Consider the following 19,989-nt stretch of genomic DNA (forward strand, 5'->3'; position numbering starts at 1 on the left):
AGTGGTCAACGTTCATCGCTCACTCCCCCGTGTACGCGATCGCCTCAGACGTGAGAGCCGTGGCGGGCAGGCGCGAGACGAGGGTCGCGGCCACCTCGCGGGCCGAGCGGATGAGAAGCGTGCGGTCGAGCCGTCCGCCCCACTCCCCACGCAGGAGGTCGGCGCCCTTGACGTCGAAGGCCAGGCCGCCCAGGACCACGTCGGGCAGCCCCGCCGCCTGCATGACGCGGCGCACCTCGGCGATCGACTTGCCGTACTCCCGCTGCTCGGCGATGACCACGACACCGATCTGGGGCAGCCTGTGGCTGCGCTCGCGGAGCACACGCTGGAGCGCGACCACGCGCTCCCGCAGGTGGGCGACCTGCTCCAGGGTCGGCCGGGCGAACAGCACGACGAGGTCCGCCTGCGCGGCGAGGCCCAGCGTCTCGGAGTTCGATCCGATGCGGCCGCAGTCGGCCAGGACGTCGGCGGGCATCGCGCCCAGAGCCTGGCCGAGGGGTTCCCACAACCAGGCGAGACCGCTGCCCTGCTCGCTCGTCTGAACGCCGACCAACACTTCGAGGCCGCCGACGAGGTACTGCGTGTGCTCCTGGATCTGCCGCGGCTGAAGGCCGCGACGAGCGGTGGCACCCAGGCTGAGCAGGCCGCGGGCCGGGTCGAGCGCGGACCCGTCCTGCGCGGGCAGCCGGTAGACGAGGTCGCCGCCCGCCGCGTCGCACTCCGCCACGAGGACGGGACGCGGCCACACGGCGCCGAGGGCGGTGACGGCGGTCGTGACGCCCGGCGAGCCCTTGTCCGCGGCCAGTGCGATGAGCGCCATGGTCAGCCCTGTCCGTTCGCCGGCGCCGTGCTGCGCGGCGTCTGCGACTGCTGGTTGTTCTGCGTGCCCTGCTGGGTGCCTTGCTGTGTGCCCTGCTGGGTGCCCTGGCCTGACTGCCCGGTCCCGGTCCCGGTCCCCGTTCCGCTGGTCTTTGCGGTCGGCGTGGCCCGGGGGGTGGTGGACTGCGGAGGCGTCGCCGGGTCGGGCTGCGACGAGGCCTTGGCCCCGGGCAGGTAGGCGAGCGCGATCCGCCCGCTCGCGGCGTAGCCCACGATCTGCGGGGAGAGGCTGTCGCTCACCACGATGGCGACCGTGACGTTGCTCGCCCCCGCCCCGGCGTCCCCGCCGCGCACCGAGTTGACCAGCGCGCTGCGCGCGAGAAGCCTGGCCGCCCCTTCTCCGTTCTCGCCGGGCACGTAGACGACCTGGACCCGCTGGCCGGCCTGGAGGTTGGGCGGCATCTGGCTCGCCTTGAGCGAAAGGCCGACGACGGCCTTGCCGGGGACCAGCTCCGCCGAGTCCTCACTGAGCATGTTCTGGTTCAGGAGGGTGCCCGGCATGAGGTCGACCGCGGCGTAGTACCGGGTCATCTGCTCCGCGGCCTCCCAGTAGACGAAGGCCGGGCCGTCCTGCGCGATCTGCACCTCTTTCATGGCGCTGATCGGGATCGGCTGCCCCGCGCCCACCCGCTGGCTGATCTCGATCGCGGCCACCCGGTCCCCGCTGCGCAGGACCAGTGTCACGGTCAGCAGCGCACCGCCCACAATCAGCAGGACGGCCAGGGCGGCGAGGCCGGGCTTTCGATCCCGTGGCGCCACGGGAAGCCCCCGTCCGGACCTGGCGGGCTTGGACGGCGCCTGGTCGGCCAGACGTTGTGCCTCAGGACTGCGCGACGGCGCTTGTTCCGTGACCCTCATCAGCAAGACTCCACAGCCGGGGACGCTGGTGCCGAAAACAGACAATAGCGAGACAAGAGCGTGTGCGTATCTCTAGCCCCGTCAGACGATATTTCCACATGACGCATAAAAGTACTTGCCCCCACAATCCCGCCGTCGGCAGCACTTAAATTGACAAATCGGACAAACAGCTCAACTCGCCTCCTCTACCCCAGTGGAGGTGGCTATGCTGCGGCTGTGGCGGAAGTAACGAATCCCCTGTATAGCCATTTGACGCAACTTCTAACCCGAGTCCACAAAGTACAGGATGAACTCCGGACGAAGCTGGATAATCCCACTAAGAACATGGCCGGGGGCGGGGTGTGGACGAGTCCCACAGCTCAACAGTGGGGCGGCCGACTTTCTGACCAGCGCAATAAGTACAACAGCGCTGTCGACCGCCTGGATGACGAGCTGGTCGCGATGATCGCGACGACGCCGGAGAAGTGCTCGCCCGAGGAGGCGAAACTCTGGCGCATGGAGCTGGGAGGTTGAGCACGTGACCGAGTTCGTCGGCCTGCGCCCCGACGGAGCCCGCGAGCTGTGCACCACCATGGGCGACGTCCTCCAGCAGATCTCCCCCCTCAAGTCGGCACTGTCCAGCGGGATCAGCGAGGCCGGGGACGACTGTCCGTCCACGGCCAGGGGCACCGCCGTACTCGACCGTTACGGCACGTTCCTGACCGATGCGCGGCGCGACCTCGCCTGGCGCGTCACGGACGCCGATGTCGCGGGGGTCGCCGCGTACCTGATGGACGAAGGAGAGCGGAAGCCCGGCGAGCCCTAGAACCTCCCGAACCCGCGAGCGACCCCCGACTATCAGAGATTTCAGGAAAACGACGTTGCGTATCTCTCTTACGGCGCTCACCCCCGACGGCCCGCGGGACGTCGTGGCCAGCGCCGACGACCAGGCCACGGTGAGCGGGCTCGCCGAGGCGCTCGCGCGGACGCTCGACGTGCGCGGGGAGCGCCTCGCCGAGGTGGTCAGGCATCCCCGTTGGGGCGGCGACGAGCACATCCCCGCCCGGGTGGACCTGTGGGCCAACGGGCTGCGGCTCGACCCTCAGGCGCTCGCGGGCCAGGCTCTTCGCGATGGCGACATGGTCACGCTCGACTCCCGCGCGGCCGCGGCGACCCGGCTGGACGAGCCGCGGGGCGTCGTCGAGATCAGGATCTCCGGGGGGCCTTCAGCCGGACGGGTCCACCGGCTCGGATTCGGCACGTCCGCCCTGGGCGGCGCGGGCGCGATCGCCGTCGACGATCCGCTGATCCCGCACACGGTGGCCCACCTGCACGTGTCCGCCGGTGAGACGGTGGTCGAGCCTGTGGCGGGAGCCGTACTCACCCTGGACGCCCGGCCGCTGACGGAGGCCGCCCCCTGGCCCGACGGCGGGGTGCTCCGCGCGGGCGCGTCGACCTTTACTCTCCGCACCCCCGAGAACCCCGACGCCCATCTGACGCCGCTCCCCGACGGAGGGCTGGCCTACAACCGGCCGCCCCGGCTGGTCGGACCGGCGCGGACGCGGAGCATCGAGGTGCCCGTTGAGCCCCGGCGTGCCGACCACCACCGGCTGCAACTGCTCTCCACCATGATCTTCGCCGTCGGCGGCATCGTCATGGCGACCGTGTTCCACAACGCACTGTTCCTGCTCATGGCCCTGCTGACCCCGCTGGGCATGGTGGGGCAATGGTGGAGCGACCGCCGATACGGCAGGAAGCGGCACCGGCTGGCGCTCAAGGAGTACCGCGAGAAGAGGGCCGCCTTCGCCGCCGAACTCGACCGCCTCACCGGCGTCGACCAGGCCGAGCGCAGGGCGGAGTGCCCCGACCCCGCCGAGGTGCTGCTCACGGCGACCGGCCCGCGCAGGAGGTTGTGGGAGCGGCGGATCCACGACGTCGACGCGCTGAGCCTGCGCGTCGGGTTGGCGGACCAGCCCGCCAACATCGAGCTCGTCCCCGAGCGCGGCTTCGGCGACGACAAGGACCTGCCCGAGGTGCCCGTCTCGCACGCCGTGCCGGTCACCGTCCCCCTGTCCAGGCTCGGCGTGATGGGCGTCACCGGAGCGCGGCCGGCCTCCAGGGCCCTGGCACGCTGGCTCGTCGCCCAGGCGGCGGCGCTGCACAGCCCCCGCGACCTCGCCATCGTCGTGTTGTCCGCCGACCCCGAGGCGGAGCGCAGCTGGAGCTGGGTCCGGTGGCTGCCGCACTGCGCTCCGCACGACGGGGAGGACTGCGTCGCGCTGGTCGGGACCGACCAGGAGTCGGCGGCGCGCCGGATCACCGAACTCGTCAACAAGATCAACGAGCGCCGGGCGGCCGCCACCTCGGCCACCGGGTTCTCGGACGCGCCCCAGGGATACGCGAGCGCCCGGCCGTACAACATCCTGGTGGTGCTCGACGGCGCCCGCGTGCTCCGGGGCCTCCCGGGCATGCCCCAGGTGCTCCAGCTCGGCCCGACCGTCGGCGTCCACGCGATCTGCGTGGACGACGACCAACGGTTGCTGCCGGAGGAGTGCGCCGTCGTCGCGGCCTGCGACATCGAGCGTCCCTGGCTCGTACGGCTGCGCGGCGGCGGGCTCGACCTGCCGCAGGAGATCCTCGGCGACCAGGTCACCCTCGGCTGGTGCGACCGCACGGCCCGCGCGATGGCCGCCGTGCGCGACGTCAGCCGGGAGGACGCCGACTCGGCCATCCCGAGCTCCGCCCGGCTCCTCGACCTGCTCGGCATGCCCGACCCCCGCCCCGAGCAGATCGAGTCGTTCTGGCGGCACGGGCGCACGACGAGCGTGCCCATCGGGCTGGGCGCCGACGGGCCCTTCTTCGTCGACCTCCGCCTGGACGGACCGCACGGCCTGGTCGCCGGCACCACCGGCGCCGGAAAGTCCGAGCTCCTTCAGTCGATCATCGCCTCGCTCGCCGTGGCCAACCGGCCGGACGACATGACGTTCGTCCTGATCGACTACAAGGGCGGCAGCGCGTTCAAGGACTGCGCCAAGCTGCCCCACACGGTCGGCATGGTCAGCGACCTCGACGGCCACCTGACGATCCGTGCGCTCGAATCGCTGGCCGCCGAACTCAAACGGCGCGAGCACCTCCTGCTCGACGCCGACGCCAAGGACATCGAGGACTACAACGACCTGCGCGACCGCGCCCTGTCCGACCCCAGGTACAGCCAAGCTGCCGGGCTGGAGCCGATGCCGAGACTCCTGCTGATCATCGACGAGTTCGCCGCGATGGTTCAGGAGCTGCCCGACTTCGTGGTGGGCCTGGTCGACATCGCCCGCCGGGGACGCTCGCTGGGCGTGCACCTCATCCTGGCCACGCAGCGGCCCGCGGGCGTCGTCACCCCGGACATCGCGGCCAACACGAACCTGCGCATCGCGCTGCGCGTGACCAGCGGCGCCGAGTCGAGCGATGTGATCAACTCGCCGAACGCGGCGGCGATCTCCAAGTCGACGCCCGGCCGCTGCTACGTGAGGTCGGGGGCGTCGTCGCTGCACGCCGTGCAGTCCGCGCGGATCGGTGGCAGGCGCCCGGGGAGCGGGCCGGCCAAGGCCGAGCCGATCGACGTGGTCGCGCTCGGCTGGCCCCGCCTCGGTCTCCCCCTCCCCATGAGAAAGGACGACGACGGCGACGAGTCGATGGTGACCGACCTCGCCGTCCTCGTGGAGACGATCGGCCAGGCCGCGAGGGCGGCGGGCGTGCCCGTCCAGCGCAGCCCCTGGCTTCCGCCGCTGCCCGACGCGCTCACGCTCGGCTCGCTGCCGCTGGAGCACTGGAGCCGGCTGCCGTTCGGCCTCGCCGACATCCCCTCTAAGCAGAACCGCGCGCCGGAGTGCTATGACCTGGCGGCCTCGGGCCACCTGCTCGTCAGCGGCGCGAGCCGCAGCGGCCGTTCGACGGTCCTCAGGGCGCTCGCCGGTGCGGTCGGCGTGCACACCGACCCGCGTGACGTGCACCTCTACGCGGTCGACTGCGGGAACAACGCCCTGCTGCCCCTCGTCGGCCTGCCCCACACCGGGGCGGTGGTCGGCCGCGACTCCCCCGAGCGGCTCAGCCGCCTCACCGACCGGTTGCTCGCCGAGATCTCCCAGCGCCAGCAACTCCTCGCCGCACAGGGATTCGCCGACGTGTCCGAGCAGCGCGCCGCCTCCGACGTGCCGCTGCCGTACGTGCTGGTGCTGTTCGACCGGTGGGAGGGCTTCATGGCGGCCTTCGAGTCCTACGACAACGGCACCCTGGTCGACAAGTGGCTGCAGATCCTGCAGGAGGGCGCGGGGGCGGGCATCAAGATCATCATGTCGGGCGACCGCTCGACGCTGGTGGGCCGGATCTCCACGCAGTTCGACGACCGGCTGGTGCTCAAGCTGACTGATCCCATCGACTACTCCTACGTCGGCATCAAGGCGAAGGACGTGCCCGAGCACCTTCCCCCGGGGCGTGGCTTCCGGGCCGCGACCGGCATCAGGGAGGTGCAGGTCGCGTTGCTCGCCGAAGATCCCGCGGGCACCGCGCAGGTCGCCGCCCTGCACGAGATCGCCCGTACGGCACGGGCGCGCGCGGACCACCTGCCCCGCGCCGCGCGGCCGTTCCGGGTCGACGCGCTGCCTGCCGTCATCGACCTGCCGGAGGCGCTCACGCTCGCGGAGGGCCCGGTGCCGCAGGACGCGGTCGTGTTCGGTGTGGGAGGCGACACGCTCGGTCTGCGCTACTTCCGCGCGGAGGAGCACGGCCCCGGCGTCGTGGTCGCCGGACCGCCCAAGACGGGCCGCAGCACGGCTCTGTGCACCATGTTGTGCGGGCTGCTCGACCAGTCGTACGAGGCCGTGCTCATCACACCCCGGCGCAGTCCGCTGCGCGACTACGCGGACCGTCCGGGTGTGCGGGGCTCATTCACGGCCGAGGCGTCCGTGGACGAGGTCCGGCAGGCGCTCGGATCAGGCCGGCACGTGCTGATGATCGACGATCTGGAGCTCCTGGGCAGCGACAGCGAGTTGGCCGAGTGGATCACCGAGTACGTCGGGGAGCTGCGCGACACGGGTTCGCTGGTGATCGGCGCGGGCAGCGCCGACGACCTCGACTCGATGTACCGGGGGCCCGTCGTCGCGATGAAGAAGTCCCGCACCGGGCTGCTCCTGCGCCCCAGCTCGACCGGCCAGGGCGACCTCCTCGGCGTGCGGCTGCCGCGCAGTCTGGCGAGCGGCGCCGGCCCGGCGGGTCGCGGGCTTCTCGTGATCGGCGGCGCCTGGGAGCAGATCCAGGTGGCCGCGCCGCCGGCGACGTGAGCGGGCCCTCCCGGGGACGGCCCGCCGGGTGAACCGTCCGCCGCCCTCCGGGAGGGCGCCTCGCAGCTCTCCCGGAAGGCCTTCCCCAGCGCCCGGGGCGGGGTCGCCTGGCGCCGGAAAATGAGAAAGGGGCCGCGGCCTGATCGGCCGGGCCCCCCTTCCGTCCCGAGATTCAGGAACCGGTCGCGGCGGCGATCGCCTCGCGGTTCTTCTTGATTCCGTCCTGCGCCTCGATCAGGGTCTGCTGAACGTTCTCGAAAGTCTTCTTGTAGCTCTCCCACGCGTCGAGGAACTTCTGCGCGTTCGGGCCGGCCCAGGAGACCGGAATCTTCTTGGCCTCGGCGTCGAGCGCCTTCTGCACCGAGATCACGGCGTCGCTCTGCGTGCGGAAAACCTGAGCCATCTTGTCCATGTCCGGCAGGACGCCGCCGACCTTGTCGCCCATCAGATTTACCCCCTTTTATCCCATTTGTCTCATGGTCAATCTGGACCCACAATAACGAGTTAGATCGACTTGGGAGGCTTTTCCGGAAATCTGAGCAGACGCGCTATATCGGGGCCGGGGATCTCGGGCCGGGGGCAGCCGCTTACACTCCATGGAGGCTCGCCAGGCCGAGAAGGAAGGTAAGACACCGGTGCAGAAGGTCCTGATCGCCAACCGTGGCGAGATCGCCGTACGGATCGCCCGTGCCTGCAAGGACGCGGGGTTCGCCAGCGTCGCGGTGTACGCCGACCAGGACCTCGACGCCCTGCACGCGCGGGTCGCCGACGAGGCGCACGCGCTCGGCGGCCAGACCCCCGCGGAGACCTACCTCAACGTCGGCAAGCTCCTCGCCGTCGCGAAGCAGACGGGCGCGGACGCCGTCCACCCCGGCTACGGCTTCCTGGCCGAGAACGCCGACTTCGCCCAGGCCGTCCTCGACGCGGGCCTGATCTGGATCGGCCCGCCGCCTGCCGCGATCACCGCGCTCGGCGACAAGGTGCAGGCCCGCCACATCGCGCAACGTGTGGGCGCGCCGCTCGTCGCCGGGACGCCCGACCCCGTCTCCGGGGTCGAGGAGGTCGTCGCCTTCGCCGAGCAGCACGGCCTGCCCGTCGCCATCAAGGCGGCGTTCGGCGGCGGAGGCCGCGGGCTGAAGGTCGCGCGGACGATGGAGGAGATCCCCGACCTCTACGAATCGGCGGTCCGGGAGGCCGTGACCGCCTTCGGCCGCGGAGAGTGCTTCGTCGAGCGTTACCTCGACCGCCCGCGGCACGTCGAAACCCAGTGCCTCGCCGACACGCACGGCGGCGTGGTCGTGGTGAGCACCCGCGACTGCTCGCTGCAGCGCCGCCACCAGAAGCTCGTCGAGGAGGCGCCTGCCCCCTTCCTCACGGACGAGCAACGCGAACTCCTCTACTCGTCGTCGAAGGCGATCCTCCGCGAGGCCGGGTACGTCGGGGCCGGCACCTGCGAGTTCCTCGTCGGCCAGGACGGCACGGTCTCCTTCCTCGAGGTCAACACCCGCCTGCAGGTCGAACACCCGGTCACCGAGGAGGTGTCGGGGATCGACCTGGTCAGGGAGATGTTCCGCATCGCCGACGGCGAGGCCCTCGGCTACGGCGACCCCGTGCTGCGCGGCCACTCCATCGAGTTCCGGATCAACGCGGAGGACCCCGGCCGCGGATTCCTCCCCGCTCCCGGCACACTGACGGCGATGCGCACCCCGTCGGGCCCGGGCGTGCGGCTCGACTCCGGCTACGAGACCGGGATGACGGTTCCGCAGTCGTTCGACTCCCTCGTGGCCAAGCTCGTCGTCACCGGCTCCTCCCGCCGCCAGGCCCTGGAGCGGTCGCGGCGGGCGCTGGCCGAGTTCGAGATCGAGGGCATGCCCACCGTCCTGCCGTTCCACCGCGCCGTGGTCGACGACCCCGCCTTCACCTCCGAGCCCTTCTCAGTCCACACCCGCTGGATCGAGACGGAGTTCGCCAACGACATCCCGCCCTTCGACGGGCCTGTGCTGGACGGCGAGCCCGCGGCACGCGAGCGCATCACGGTCGAGGTCGGCGGAAAGCGCCTGGAGGTCGTGCTCCCCGCCGGCCTCGGTTCCGCCCGCCGTACCGAGACGAAGGCGTCACCGCGGCGAAGCGCCCACAGCGGCGGCACCCAGTCCGCGGCGGGCGGCGACGCGCTGGTGAGCCCGATGCAGGGCACGATCGTCAAGGTCGTCGTGTCCGACGGGGACACCGTGGCCGCCGGCGACACGATCGTCGTGCTCGAGGCCATGAAGATGGAGCAGCCGCTGAAGGCGCACAAGCCCGGCACGGTCACCGGCCTGGCCGCCTCGGTCGGGCAGGCCGTCTCCGCCGGCGCCGTGATCTGCGAGATCAAGGACGTGTGAGTCCCCCGTCCGCCCAGGCCGTACGGCACAGCCCACGGACAACGGTAGGAAAAAGTCAGCTATGCCGCTTTAATGTGCATTTTTCATTAATCGCCGTTCATGGGCGCCTGTGGGTTGAACGCGTTGCCTGCGATACGCATGATGCCGACGCGCGCCACCGCCGCCATCGGAACATCGAGGCGCCCCCGCCACGAGAGCCGATAGCGTTTTCCCGAGGAACTATCGCGCCCTGTCGTTCGTCCAGTAGGGCGAAGGAGGCTTGAAGCCGTGACGATCAATCATCCGCTGAGCCGCGTGGGGGCCACGCTAGCGGCGCTAGCCGTCGGTCTCTTGGCGTTGTTCGCGTTCTCCCCGGCCGCCCTGGCCGCGGCCCCACCCGATCCCGCCACCGTGCTCGCGGGATGGCGAGGCGGAGACCCGCTCTTCGTGCAGAGCGGCGCGCCTTTGTCGTCTGGCCAGCAGGGCGACATCCGCAAGGCGCTGGAGGAATCCAAGTCCAAGATCTACGCGGTCGCGCTGCCCGACGGCACGGTGACCACGGCCCAGGCCGGGCAGTTCATCACCACATTGGGCACGGAGCTCGACAAGGCCGGCCGGTCGAGCGCCACGGTGATCGTTCTGGACGGCACCAGCCTCTTCGCCGGCTCGAGCGCCCTGCGCGGCGTCTCGGCGGGCCAGCTGGCCAGGCTCTCCACGGGCAACAACGACGACCTGGTCACCGGCATCCAGGACTTCGTCAACCGGGTGAACAAGGCCGTTGAGGGCGACGTCAGAGGCGCCTCCGAAAGCGGCAGCGCGGCCGGCGGCGGCGGTGGCGGCACCGGCATCCTGGTGGGCATTCTCGGAATCGCCGTCGTCGGAGGTGCCGGTTTGTGGGTCGTGTCCCGTCGCATGAAGCGCAAGCGCGAGGAGCGGGAGGCCGCCGAGCTCGCCGCCGTGAAGCAGACCGTCGAGGAGGACGTCACCAAGTTCGGTGAGGAGATCACCGCCCTCGACGTCGACGTCAAGATGTTGCCGCAGGCCGAGACCTCGGCCGACTGGCAGCGGGCACTCGACTCCTACGAGCGCTCGAAGGTCGAGCTGGACGCGGTCAAGCGCTCGGAGGACCTGCGGACGGTGACCTCCACCCTGGAGGACGGCCGCTACGCCCTCGCGTGCGTCAAGGCCCGCGTGAACAACCAGCCGCTGCCCGAGCGGCTCCCGCCGTGCTTCTTCAATCCCCAGCACGGCCCGTCGGTCCGCAACGTGCGCTGGGCGCCGCCCGGCGGCGCCGTCCGCGAGGTCCCGGCCTGCGCCGCGGACGCCGAGGCGGTCGAGCGCGGCTTCGACCCGCAGATGCGCGAGGTCGTCGTCAACGGTCAGCGGCGGCCGTACTGGGACGCGGGCCCGGCCTACCAGCCCTACGCCTACGGCTACTACGGCGGCTTCGGCGGCGACCTCCTGACCGGAATGCTGGTCGGCACCATGCTGGGCGGCGCCTTCGGCGGATGGGGCGGCGGATACGGCTACGGCGGCGGATACGAGGCCGGCTACCAGGACGGCGTCGACGCGGGCGGAGGCGACTTCGGAGGCGGCGGCGACTGGGGCGGCGGCGGAGGCGACTGGGGTGGCGGCGACTTCGGCGGAGGCGACTTCGGCGGCGGCGGCGACTGGTAACCCCAAAAACCCTCACGCGTGATCATGCACGGATTCGAGTTCATGGGCCGCCACCAGCGGATTCACGACTTGTGATCATGCGGAAGCTCCTAATCGGCGGGCGATGACCCACCGCACCAACCGTGTGGCCTTGCACTCCGTTCGAGAGTGCAAGGCCACACGCATGATCCCCGAACCTGTGCATGATCACGGCGAGAGGTGGTGGGGGTTACGATCAGGGTGAGACACTCGGGGGGTTGGCTCAGGAGGCCCCCTTGCGTCGCGTCACCCCCCTTGTTCTCGCCGCATTCCTCGCAATCGCCCCGGCGACGGCCGTACTCGCGGCTTCCCAGGCTGCCGAAGCCTCCGCGGCGCCGTGCAAGAAGGGCAGCGGACCCCACCTGCGCGGCAAGGACTTCACCGACGGCACACCCCTCCCCTCCGACCTGCGGTGCGCGGACCTCACCAAGGCCAAGCTCGACGAGGTGGACCTGGGGCAGAAGGACCTCACCGGGGCCATCCTGCGCGACGCCTCCCTCAAGGAGGCGGACCTGACGCAGGCCCACGTCGAGTTCGCCGATCTGCGCGGCGCCGATCTCAGCGAGGCGGACCTCGGCCAGTTGCGGGCCAAGCAGGCCGACCTCCGCGGGGCCGTCCTCATCGACGCGGAGGCCGGCCAGGCCGAGTTCCCGCACGCGGACCTGACCGAGGCCGTCCTCACCAGGACCGTGCTGACCCAGGCCGATCTCACCGACACCTCACTCAAGGCGGCCGACCTCCGGGGCGCCGAGCTCGGCCAGGTCAAGGCGCGTACGGCGGACTTCACGGGTGCCCGTCTTCGGGACGCCACCTTCGACCAGGCGGAGCTGCAGTACGCCGTGTTCAAGGACGCCGACCTCACGAAGGCCTCGTTCACCCAGGCCAACCTCCAGGGGGCCGACCTGCGGGGGGCCGACGTCGAGGACGCGAGCTTCGTCCAAGCCGACGACCTCAACCTCACGGGGGCACGGGGCTCGGCCGAGGACGTCCCCGACGACGCGATCGTGCCCGCCGGCGCCGGCAACCCGATCACCGGCGTTCTCAGCGGGTCAAGCCAGGGCCCGTCCACCGCCGTGGTGCTGATCGTCCTCAGCACGCTCGGGCTGGGCGCGACGCTCATGATCTGGGGAGCGGCCCACCGGCACCGGCGGCGCTCCGCGGCGGCCTACGCATCCGCCCGTAAGGCGGCGGAGGAGGACGTCACCCGGTTCGGCGAGGAGATCGACGCACTGGACTTCGACATGAAGATCAACCAGCTCAGCGGCCCCAGCGCCGAATGGCAGGCGGCTCTGGACGCCTACGAGGCCGCCAAGCGGTCGCTGCTCATCGCTCAGACGCAGCTGGAGCTCGACGGCGCCGCCGCGGCCGTACGGCACGGGCGGCACGCGCTGGAGGCGGTCAGAAGGCGCCTGTCAGATGTCCACCGCCAGGGGTGACGTGAGACGCCGGGCCGCCTCGGGGATCGAGCCGGACAGCGAGGGATACACCGCGAAGGTGTGAGCGAGTTGGTCGACGGTCAGCCGGTGCTGAACGGCGACGGAGACGGCGAAGATCAGTTCGGACGCCCTGGGCGCGACGACGACGCCGCCGAGGACGATGCCCGTGTTGGGCCGGCAGAACAGCTTGACGAAGCCGTCGTTGAAGCCCTGCATCTTGGCCCTGGCATTGGTGGCGAGCGGCATTTTGACGACGTTGGCCTCGATGTCGCCGCACTCGATCTGGTTCTGCGACACGCCGACGGCGGCGATCTCGGGGTCGGTGAAGATGTTGGAGGCGACCGTGGCGAGCCTGATGGGCTGGACGGCCTCGCCGAGGGCGTGCCAGACGGCGATCCTGCCCTGCATGGCCGCCACGGAGGCGAGCATCTGCACGCCGGTGCAGTCGCCGGCCGCGTAGACGCCCGGCGCCGAGGTCCGGGAGACCTTGTCGACCTCGATGAAGCCGTTCCTGTCCAGCCGGACGCCGTTGTCCTCGAGGCCCAGCCCCGCGGTGTTGGGGATCATGCCGACGGTCATCAGGCAGTGGGTGCCCTCGGCGGTCCTGCCGTCCTCGAGGGTGACGACCACGCCGTGCTCGGTCCGCTTGACCGAGGCGGCCCGGGAGCGGCCCATGACGTTCATGCCGCGGCGGCGGTAGACCTCTTCGAGGACCTCGGCCGCGTCGGCGTCCTCGTTCGGCATCATGCGGTCGCGGGAGGAGACCAGGGTCACCTCGGAGCCGAGGGACCGGTAGGCGCCGGCGAACTCGGCGCCGGTCACGCCCGAACCGACGACGATGAGGTGCTCGGGAAGCTCCTTCAGGTCGTACAGCTGCCGCCAGCTCAGGATGCGCTCTCCGTCGGGCTCGGCGCCCGGCAGCACGCGGGGGTGCGCCCCGGTGGCCACGATGACGACGTCCGCCCGGATCGTCCGGTCGCCCGCGCGGACCCGCTGCGGGTCGACCAGCCGACCCTCGGCCTTGATCACCTCGACGCCTTCGGCGGCCAGCCGGGCCGCGACGTCGCCGGACTGCGCCTGGGCGAGCTCCTTGACGCGCCTGTTCACCAGTGGCATGTCCGCGGTGACCCCGCCGGCGTCGCCGTCCTCGCCACCGCTGTAACGAACGCCGAGGGACGGCGCGTCGAGCAATGCCTGTTTGCGGACCGATGTGGCGATCAGGGTCTTCGACGGCACACAGTCGGTCAGCACACAGGCCCCTCCGGGCCCCTCTCTCTCGACCACTGTGACCTGTGCTCCCAGTTGCGCGGCGACGAGCGCCGCCTCATAGCCTCCGGGTCCGCCGCCGATGATCACGATTTTCGTCACGCCGTCCATTCTTCCGCATCCCGCCGGGGTCCTCCCGAAGAGGGCCGCGTAACCACCCGACTACGCCGATTTCCCTCCGACACCGGGTGTCCGGGAGCTCTCTTCGTTCAACTTTCGGGATCTTGGATTAATCTTGTGTGCCGTGCCTGTTTACGCCGCCTATGGCAGCAACATGGACCCGAAGCAGATGGCGGAGCGCGCTCCGCACTCACCCGTGCGCGGCACCGGCTGGCTGTCCGGCTGGCGGCTGACGTTCGGCGGGGAGGACGTCAGCTGGGAGGGCGCACTCGCCACGATCGTCGAGGACGCCGACGACCAGGTCTTCGTCGTGCTCTACGACGTCCCCGAGTGGGACGAGACATCCCTCGACAAGTGGACGGGCACCGAGCTGGGCTATTACCGCAAGGTACGGCTCCGCGTCGCCACCCTGGACGGCGACGTGCTGGCCTGGTCCTACGTGCTCGACTCCTATGAGGGCGGCCTGCCCTCGGCGCGCTATCTCGGCATCCTGGCCGACGCGGCGGAGAAGGCAGGCGCCCCGGACGACTATGTGAGCGCGCTACGGACCCGCCCCTGCAAGTCCCTCGGCGACTGATGCCGTCACGGCCATGGGCGAACGCCGGGAGCATCGTCAGGTGTCCTGGTCGGGCCGCTTCGTACCTTCTGTACGCTCACTAAAGTGACCAACGACGCTTACGGCTTGGCGGCAGAGGCCGCGACCACGCTGAGGAATCTGACCGGCACCGGATCCTTCGACGTCGCCATCGTCCTGGGGTCGGGCTGGGTGCCTGCCGCGGACGCCATCGGCGAGACCGTCGCCGAGTTCCCCGTGACCAAGCTGCCCGGTTTCACGCCCCCCTCCGTCGCGGGGCACGCGGGCACCGTACGGGCCGTACGCACCGCCGCCGGCCTCAACGCGCTGATCTTCCTCGGCCGCACGCACCTCTATGAGGGCAGGGGCGTCGAGCCCGTGGTCCACGGAGTCCGTACGGCCGTCGCGGCCGGAGTCCGCACGGTGGTGCTGACCAACGCGGCGGGCGGGTTGCGCCCCGAGACGCAGCGCGTCGGGGAGCCGGTCCTGATCAGCGACCACATCAACCTGACGGGGAGCAACCCGATCACCGGCGCGACGTTCGTCGACCTCACCGACGTCTACACGCCGCGCCTGCGTGAGCTCGCCAGGGAGGTCGACCCGTCACTGGCCGAAGGCGTCTACGTGGCGTTCCGCGGCCCGACCTATGAGACCCCGGCCGAGATCCGCATGCTTCGGACGCTGGGCGGCGACCTGATCGGCATGTCGACCGTCCTCGAGGCGATCGCCGCGCGCGAGGCCGGCGCCGACGTGCTGGGCGTCTCGCTGGTCACCAACCCGGGCGCCGGCCTCGTCGGCGAGCCGCTCAACCACGAGGAGGTCCTCGAGGTGGGGCGTGCCACCGCCGCCCGCATGGGCGGGCTCCTCGCCAAGGTCGTCGACAAGCTGTAGCCCCGCTTCCGCGCACTGGAGAACGACGTTGACCTCCACCGACTTCGTACGGCAGGCCCTCGACTGGCTCGCCCAGGACCCCGACCCCGGCACCCGGGCGGAACTCGAGGACATCCTCGGCCGTGAGGACCACGCCGAGCTCGCGGAGCGGTTCGGGGCCAAGCTGGAGTTCGGCACCGCGGGCCTCCGCGGCGAGCTGGGCGCAGGGCCCAACCGGATGAACCGGGTCACGGTCATGCGGGCCGCCGCCGGGCTCGCCCGCGTGCTGGGGCCGGGCAGGCACGTGGTCATCGGGTACGACGCCCGCTACAACTCGGACGTCTTCGCCGCCGACACCGCCGCGGTCCTGACCGGAGCGGGCCTGCGGGCGTCGGTCATGGAGAGCCACTGGCCGACGCCGGTGCTGGCCTTCGCGGTGCGGCACCTCGGCGCGGACGCGGGCGTCATGGTCACCGCCTCGCACAATCCGCCGCGCGACAACGGCTACAAGGTCTACTGGGGCGACGGGGCGCAGATCGTGCCGCCGATCGACGGTGAGATCTCCCGCGCCATCGACGGGGTCGGCCGCGTGGACGAGCTCCCTCGGGGCGAGGACTGGACGACGCTCGGCTACCAGGACATCGTCGAGCCGTACCTCGACGCGGTGACGTCCCTGCCGATCGGCGAGGCCCGCGAGCTGACGATCGCCTACACCCCGCTTCACGGCGTTGGCGGGCAGGTCCTGTCCGACGCCATGGTCAGAGCCGGTTTCAAGGCGCCGGTGATGGCGGAGCGGCAGGCGGCGCCCGACCCGGACTTCCCCACGGTGTCGTTCCCCAATCCGGAGGAACCGGGCGCGATGGACCTCGCGCTCGAGCTGGCCGGGACGTCCGGCGCGGACCTCGTGCTGGCGAACGACCCGGACGCCGACCGGTGCGCCGTCGGCACTCCCCTGCCCGGCGGCGGCTACCGGATGCTCACCGGTGACGAGGTGGGCGGCCTGCTCGCCGAGCACGTGCTGACGAACACGTCGGGCGACGGGCGTCTCGTGGCCACGACGATCGTCTCCTCGTCGCTGCTCGGGAAGATCGCCGCGGAACAGGGCGTGGCGTACGCCGAGACCCTCACCGGCTTCAAGTGGATCATGAAGGCGGGGCCGGGGCTCGTCTTCGGATACGAGGAGGCCCTCGGGTACAGCGTCGGGTCGGACAAGGGTCTGCCCGTCCACGACAAGGACGGCATCGGGGCCGCGCTCGCCGTGGCCGGTCTGGCCGCGCAGGCCAAGCGGGACGGCAGGACTCTCATCGATCTGCTCGACGACCAGGCACGCCGCCACGGCCTGCACGCGACCGCCCAGCTCTCCGTCCGCGTCGGCGACCTCACCCTGATCACCGACGCGATGGCGCGCCTGCGGGCCGTGCCGCCCGCCGAACTGGCGGGCCGCGCCGTGCTCTCGGCCGAGGACCTGTCCGAGGGTTCGGCGAGCCTGCCGCCGACCGACGGGCTCCGCTACCACCTGTCCGGCGACGCCCGCGTCGTCGTACGGCCGAGCGGCACCGAGCCCAAGCTCAAGTGTTATCTGGAGATCGTGATCCCGGTCGGGGACGACTCCGAAGGCGGCGTGGCCGCCGCGCGGGCGCGAGCCGTACGGGACCTCGACGCCCTCAAGAGCGACCTGGCCGCTGTCCTGGGGCTGTAGCCGGGCCTCAGATCGAGGCGACGATCGTCACCACGACGAGCACGGCGGCCGCGGCCAGAGCGGCGATCGAGTAAGGCGACCAGGTCACCTTCGTCTCGCCCGTCGAGTCCGCGGCCCGGGAGACGCTCAGCTCCGTCAACTGCAGCGCGACCCAGTCGGCGTGGGTACGGCCGGCCAGCAACTCGGCGGCCGCCTGCTCGCCCTTGGAGACGTTCGCCTCCATGACCGGCTTCCTGCCGCGCTCGGCCCGCCGGGCGGCCTTGGCCCGCTCGCGGGCCGTGGCCTGCGGGGTCCAGCACCGGATGGCCGCGTGTCCCGTCTCGATGATGATCGCGTGGGTGACGATCACGTCGCCGACGTTTTTCCAGGGGACGTAGGCGTTCCTGAGCGGGTTGCGGACGCGGACGCCCCCCGCCTCGGCCACGATCGCGGGGCGCAGCGCCAGCAGGAACACCAGCGCTGTGAGGACGCCCAGCACCGCGCCCGCGATCAGCGCCGAGGGCATCGAGCCGTGGGCGACGAGGTCGTAGACGTTCCAGACGACGAACACCAGCCAGACCCAGCCGAACAGCCAGGCCACCTTCGACCTGAAGATCTGCTTGTTCACCCGCGCCGCGCCATCTGGGCGAAGCCCGGCTTGATCACGTCGTTGATCAGGGCGAGCCGATCGTCGAAGGGGATGAAGGCCGACTTCATCGCGTTGACCGTGAACCACTGCAGGTCGTCCCAGCCGTACCCGAACGCGTCGACCAGCGAGGCGAACTCCCGCGACACGCTGGTGTCGCTCATCAGCCGGTTGTCGGTGTTCACGGTGACGCGGAAGTGCAGTCGCCGCAGCAGCCCGATCGGATGCTCGGCGATCGACGGAGCGGCCCCCGTCTGCACGTTGGACGCGGGACACATCTCGAGGGGGATGCGCTTGTCACGCACGTAGGCGGCCAGCCTGCCGAGCTTGGCCTCGCCGTCCCCCGACACCGCGACGTCGTCGATGATGCGGACGCCGTGGCCGAGCCGGTCGGCGCCGCACCACTGGATGGCCTGCCAGATCGAGGGCAGCCCGAAGGCCTCACCCGCGTGGATGGTGAAGTGCGCGTTCTCGCGCTGCAGGTACTCGAACGCGTCGAGGTGACGAGTGGGCGGGTAGCCCGCCTCGGCGCCCGCGATGTCGAAGCCGACCACGCCGACGTCGCGGTAGCGCACCGCGAGCTCGGCGATCTCCATCGACCTCGCCTGGTGCCGCATCGCGGTGAGCAGCGTGCCGACCCGGATCCTCGGCCGGCCGTCCGGGCCGGCCGATCCGACCCGGAAGCCCTCGAGGACGGCCTGCACGACCTCGTCGAGGCTGAGGCCGCCGGAGGTGTGCAGCTCCGGGGCGTACCTGACCTCGGCGTAGACGACGCCGTCGTCGGCCAGATCTTGGGCGCACTCCGCGGCGACCCGTTCGAGCGCCTCGCGTGACTGCATGACCCCGACGGTGTGCGTGAAGGTCTCCAGGTAACGCTCGAGCGAGCCCGAGTCCGAGACCTCACGGAACCAGGACGCGAGCCCGTCGGCGTCGGTCGTGGGCAGCGTGTGACCGCAGTCGCGAGCCAGATCGATGATCGTCGCAGGACGGAGGCCGCCGTCCAGATGGTCGTGCAGCAGCACCTTGGGGACCGCGCGGATCTCCTCAAGAGTCGGCAGCCGGCTCATGCGCCCTCCTCGCTCCCGTCACTCATCCCCCAACCCTACCTTCGCCGACATGGGCGATCTCGCAGGGTATGACGGGAGATCAGTCGTCCCGGTTGGCCGTCTCCGGCGAGAAGGCCGGAAGGCAGATGGCGACATATTCGGCGCCGGAGGGACCCGAGCTGTACCGGATCTTCTCCCCCGCGTCGCTCGCGAACGCCTGGCCGGCCTCCACGACCGTGGTGCCCCCGGCGTGCTCGACGATCACCGATCCCTTGAGGACCACGGTGTACTCGGCGAACCCCGGTGTCTGCGCCGGCTCCTCCCATCCGGGAGGCGCCACCATGTGGGCGATGGACACCTGGTCGTCGCCGCTGTTCACGCGGCCGAAGTACTCGTCTATCAGCTTGCCGCCGGGCACGGGAACGCGTGCGGGCGCGTCGATCTTCCTGACCATGCCGTCCAGTGTGTCAGTGCGCCACGTCGATCACGAGGCGGGTCGGCGACGACTGCTCGGTCACGCGGAAACCGGCCTTGTGCTTGAGCACGAGCCCGACGCCCACCACGCCTTCGAAGTCACCGGTCTTGACGACGTGGGTGACGTTCGGCAACTTGGCGGCGACCTCGCGCGGGCCCTTCCACGTCGGCTCGCCAGCCTCGTTGTGCGCGTAGGCGGGGAACAGCGTCACCTGGAGATACGCGCCTCCCTTGATCTTCACGACGGCCCCTGAGCCGTCCTGGACGAGCCTGGGCACCCACTTGACCGCGTAGCCGGTCCTCGCTCCCGCGAGGTCGACGACGACGCGGTCGAAGGACGCGTGGCGCGCGTACCTGACACCGGTGACCGTGGGCGGGGGCACGGGGGACCGTTCCACACTGATCGGCTTCGTCGAGGTCGGCGGCGGAAGCTCGGCGGGCTTGGGCGGCGTGACCGGCTTCACCGACGGGGTCGGCTCAGCTGACTCGACGGGCTCGGGTGTGCCCCCGCCGCCGGTGTCCGGAGGTGCGGGGGCGGACGCGGCCGGGGTCCCTCCCGGGGACGGCATGGCCGGCGACTCCGCTGCGGTGCCGCCGCAGGCCACCAGGCCGGCGAGGGGCAGCGTTGCGAGTGCGAGACGGGTCTTCATGGCGACGGCTCTCTTTCTCCTGATCCTGCTCATTAGACGTGATGATCAAGGACTCGGTTCGTGACTCCGCCGGAAAACATGGCCTGAGCAGCAAAGATCAGCTATATGCTTTTCCGGCTAGAAAGCGAGGAAAG

The 19,989-nt window shown here is 70.9% G+C and carries 17 protein-coding genes; 9 read left to right on the forward strand and 8 right to left on the reverse strand.

Features of this window, described 5'->3' with window-relative positions; translation table 11 throughout:
• Nucleotides 1–19: 19 nt before the first annotated feature.
• Nucleotides 20–820: a hypothetical protein gene (locus Pph01_RS27015; RefSeq protein WP_204075983.1), complete on the reverse strand. Its 801-nt coding sequence runs from the start codon at nucleotides 818–820 to the stop codon at nucleotides 20–22.
• Between the two features lie 2 nt (nucleotides 821–822).
• Complete coding sequence (locus Pph01_RS27020) at nucleotides 823–1,737, reverse strand: hypothetical protein (protein WP_204075984.1); 915 nt, start codon at nucleotides 1,735–1,737, stop codon at nucleotides 823–825.
• 216 nt (nucleotides 1,738–1,953) lie between these two features.
• Here Pph01_RS27020 and Pph01_RS27025 point away from each other — a divergent pair, with 216 nt between their 5' ends.
• From Pph01_RS27025 to Pph01_RS27035, 3 genes are read left to right on the forward strand one after another with little or no spacing between them, the layout of a single operon-like run.
• Nucleotides 1,954–2,250, forward strand: coding sequence for a hypothetical protein (locus tag Pph01_RS27025; RefSeq protein ID WP_204075985.1), 297 nt, complete (start codon nucleotides 1,954–1,956; stop codon nucleotides 2,248–2,250).
• 4 nt (nucleotides 2,251–2,254) lie between these two features.
• Entirely contained in the window at nucleotides 2,255–2,542 is a 288-nt protein-coding gene (locus Pph01_RS27030) for a hypothetical protein (protein ID WP_204075986.1), read from the forward strand.
• Nucleotides 2,543–2,597: 55 nt separating this feature from the next.
• On the forward strand, nucleotides 2,598–7,040 hold the full coding sequence (locus Pph01_RS27035; protein ID WP_204075987.1) for an FtsK/SpoIIIE domain-containing protein: 4,443 nt from the start codon (nucleotides 2,598–2,600) through the stop codon (nucleotides 7,038–7,040).
• Nucleotides 7,041–7,212: 172 nt separating this feature from the next.
• On the opposite strand, the gene Pph01_RS27040 is transcribed toward Pph01_RS27035, so the two are convergent.
• A complete protein-coding gene (locus Pph01_RS27040; RefSeq protein WP_204075988.1) occupies nucleotides 7,213–7,485 on the reverse strand; it encodes a WXG100 family type VII secretion target in 273 nt (90 codons plus the stop codon).
• Nucleotides 7,486–7,675: 190 nt separating this feature from the next.
• Here Pph01_RS27040 and Pph01_RS27045 point away from each other — a divergent pair, with 190 nt between their 5' ends.
• From Pph01_RS27045 to Pph01_RS27055, 3 genes are all read left to right on the forward strand, one after another.
• A complete protein-coding gene (locus Pph01_RS27045) occupies nucleotides 7,676–9,421 on the forward strand; it encodes an acetyl/propionyl/methylcrotonyl-CoA carboxylase subunit alpha (protein ID WP_204076107.1) in 1,746 nt (581 codons plus the stop codon).
• Between the two features lie 267 nt (nucleotides 9,422–9,688).
• Nucleotides 9,689–11,077: a hypothetical protein gene (locus Pph01_RS27050; RefSeq protein ID WP_204075989.1), complete on the forward strand. Its 1,389-nt coding sequence runs from the start codon at nucleotides 9,689–9,691 to the stop codon at nucleotides 11,075–11,077.
• A 254-nt stretch (nucleotides 11,078–11,331) separates the two neighbouring features.
• Nucleotides 11,332–12,531, forward strand: coding sequence for a pentapeptide repeat-containing protein (locus Pph01_RS27055; protein ID WP_204075990.1), 1,200 nt, complete (start codon nucleotides 11,332–11,334; stop codon nucleotides 12,529–12,531).
• Here Pph01_RS27055 and Pph01_RS27060 read toward each other — a convergent pair.
• Entirely contained in the window at nucleotides 12,508–13,899 is a 1,392-nt protein-coding gene (locus tag Pph01_RS27060; RefSeq protein WP_204075991.1) for an NAD(P)H-quinone dehydrogenase, read from the reverse strand. The two genes, Pph01_RS27055 and Pph01_RS27060, sit on opposite strands and share 24 nt — an antisense overlap.
• A 142-nt stretch (nucleotides 13,900–14,041) precedes the next feature.
• Here Pph01_RS27060 and Pph01_RS27065 point away from each other — a divergent pair, with 142 nt between their 5' ends.
• The 3 genes from Pph01_RS27065 (at nucleotide 14,042) to Pph01_RS27075 (ending at nucleotide 17,060) form a co-directional block, all read left to right on the forward strand.
• Nucleotides 14,042–14,494, forward strand: coding sequence for a gamma-glutamylcyclotransferase family protein (locus Pph01_RS27065; RefSeq protein WP_204075992.1), 453 nt, complete (start codon nucleotides 14,042–14,044; stop codon nucleotides 14,492–14,494).
• Between the two features lie 84 nt (nucleotides 14,495–14,578).
• A complete protein-coding gene (locus Pph01_RS27070) occupies nucleotides 14,579–15,382 on the forward strand; it encodes a purine-nucleoside phosphorylase (RefSeq protein WP_204075993.1) in 804 nt (267 codons plus the stop codon).
• 28 nt (nucleotides 15,383–15,410) lie between these two features.
• A complete protein-coding gene (locus tag Pph01_RS27075; protein ID WP_204075994.1) occupies nucleotides 15,411–17,060 on the forward strand; it encodes a phospho-sugar mutase in 1,650 nt (549 codons plus the stop codon).
• A 7-nt stretch (nucleotides 17,061–17,067) separates the two neighbouring features.
• On the opposite strand, the gene Pph01_RS27080 is transcribed toward Pph01_RS27075, so the two are convergent.
• The 4 genes from Pph01_RS27080 to Pph01_RS27095 form a co-directional block, all read right to left on the reverse strand.
• Nucleotides 17,068–17,667, reverse strand: coding sequence for a PH domain-containing protein (locus tag Pph01_RS27080; protein WP_204075995.1), 600 nt, complete (start codon nucleotides 17,665–17,667; stop codon nucleotides 17,068–17,070).
• Nucleotides 17,664–18,752, reverse strand: a complete 1,089-nt coding sequence (locus tag Pph01_RS27085; protein ID WP_204075996.1) for an adenosine deaminase — start codon at nucleotides 18,750–18,752, stop codon at nucleotides 17,664–17,666. Before Pph01_RS27085 ends, Pph01_RS27080 begins: the two co-directional genes overlap by 4 nt.
• Before the next feature lie 79 nt (nucleotides 18,753–18,831).
• Nucleotides 18,832–19,185: a cupin domain-containing protein gene (locus tag Pph01_RS27090; RefSeq protein ID WP_204075997.1), complete on the reverse strand. Its 354-nt coding sequence runs from the start codon at nucleotides 19,183–19,185 to the stop codon at nucleotides 18,832–18,834.
• A gap of 13 nt (nucleotides 19,186–19,198) precedes the next feature.
• Nucleotides 19,199–19,855: an AMIN-like domain-containing (lipo)protein gene (locus tag Pph01_RS27095; RefSeq protein WP_204075998.1), complete on the reverse strand. Its 657-nt coding sequence runs from the start codon at nucleotides 19,853–19,855 to the stop codon at nucleotides 19,199–19,201.
• Between the last annotated feature and the right edge of the window lie 134 nt (nucleotides 19,856–19,989).

Source organism: Planotetraspora phitsanulokensis (assembly GCF_016863295.1).
GTDB classification, from domain to species: domain Bacteria; phylum Actinomycetota; class Actinomycetes; order Streptosporangiales; family Streptosporangiaceae; genus Planotetraspora; species Planotetraspora phitsanulokensis.

Coding starts and splice junctions, on each gene's coding strand:
- Pph01_RS27015 (WP_204075983.1), bottom strand. CDS start 820: ATGGCGCTCATCGCACTGGCCGCGGACAAGGGCTCGCCGGGCGTCACG.
- Pph01_RS27020 (WP_204075984.1), bottom strand. CDS start 1,737: ATGAGGGTCACGGAACAAGCGCCGTCGCGCAGTCCTGAGGCACAACGT.
- Pph01_RS27040 (WP_204075988.1), bottom strand. CDS start 7,485: ATGGGCGACAAGGTCGGCGGCGTCCTGCCGGACATGGACAAGATGGCT.
- Pph01_RS27085 (WP_204075996.1), bottom strand. CDS start 18,752: ATGAGCCGGCTGCCGACTCTTGAGGAGATCCGCGCGGTCCCCAAGGTG.
- Pph01_RS27090 (WP_204075997.1), bottom strand. CDS start 19,185: ATGGTCAGGAAGATCGACGCGCCCGCACGCGTTCCCGTGCCCGGCGGC.
- Pph01_RS27095 (WP_204075998.1), bottom strand. CDS start 19,855: ATGAAGACCCGTCTCGCACTCGCAACGCTGCCCCTCGCCGGCCTGGTG.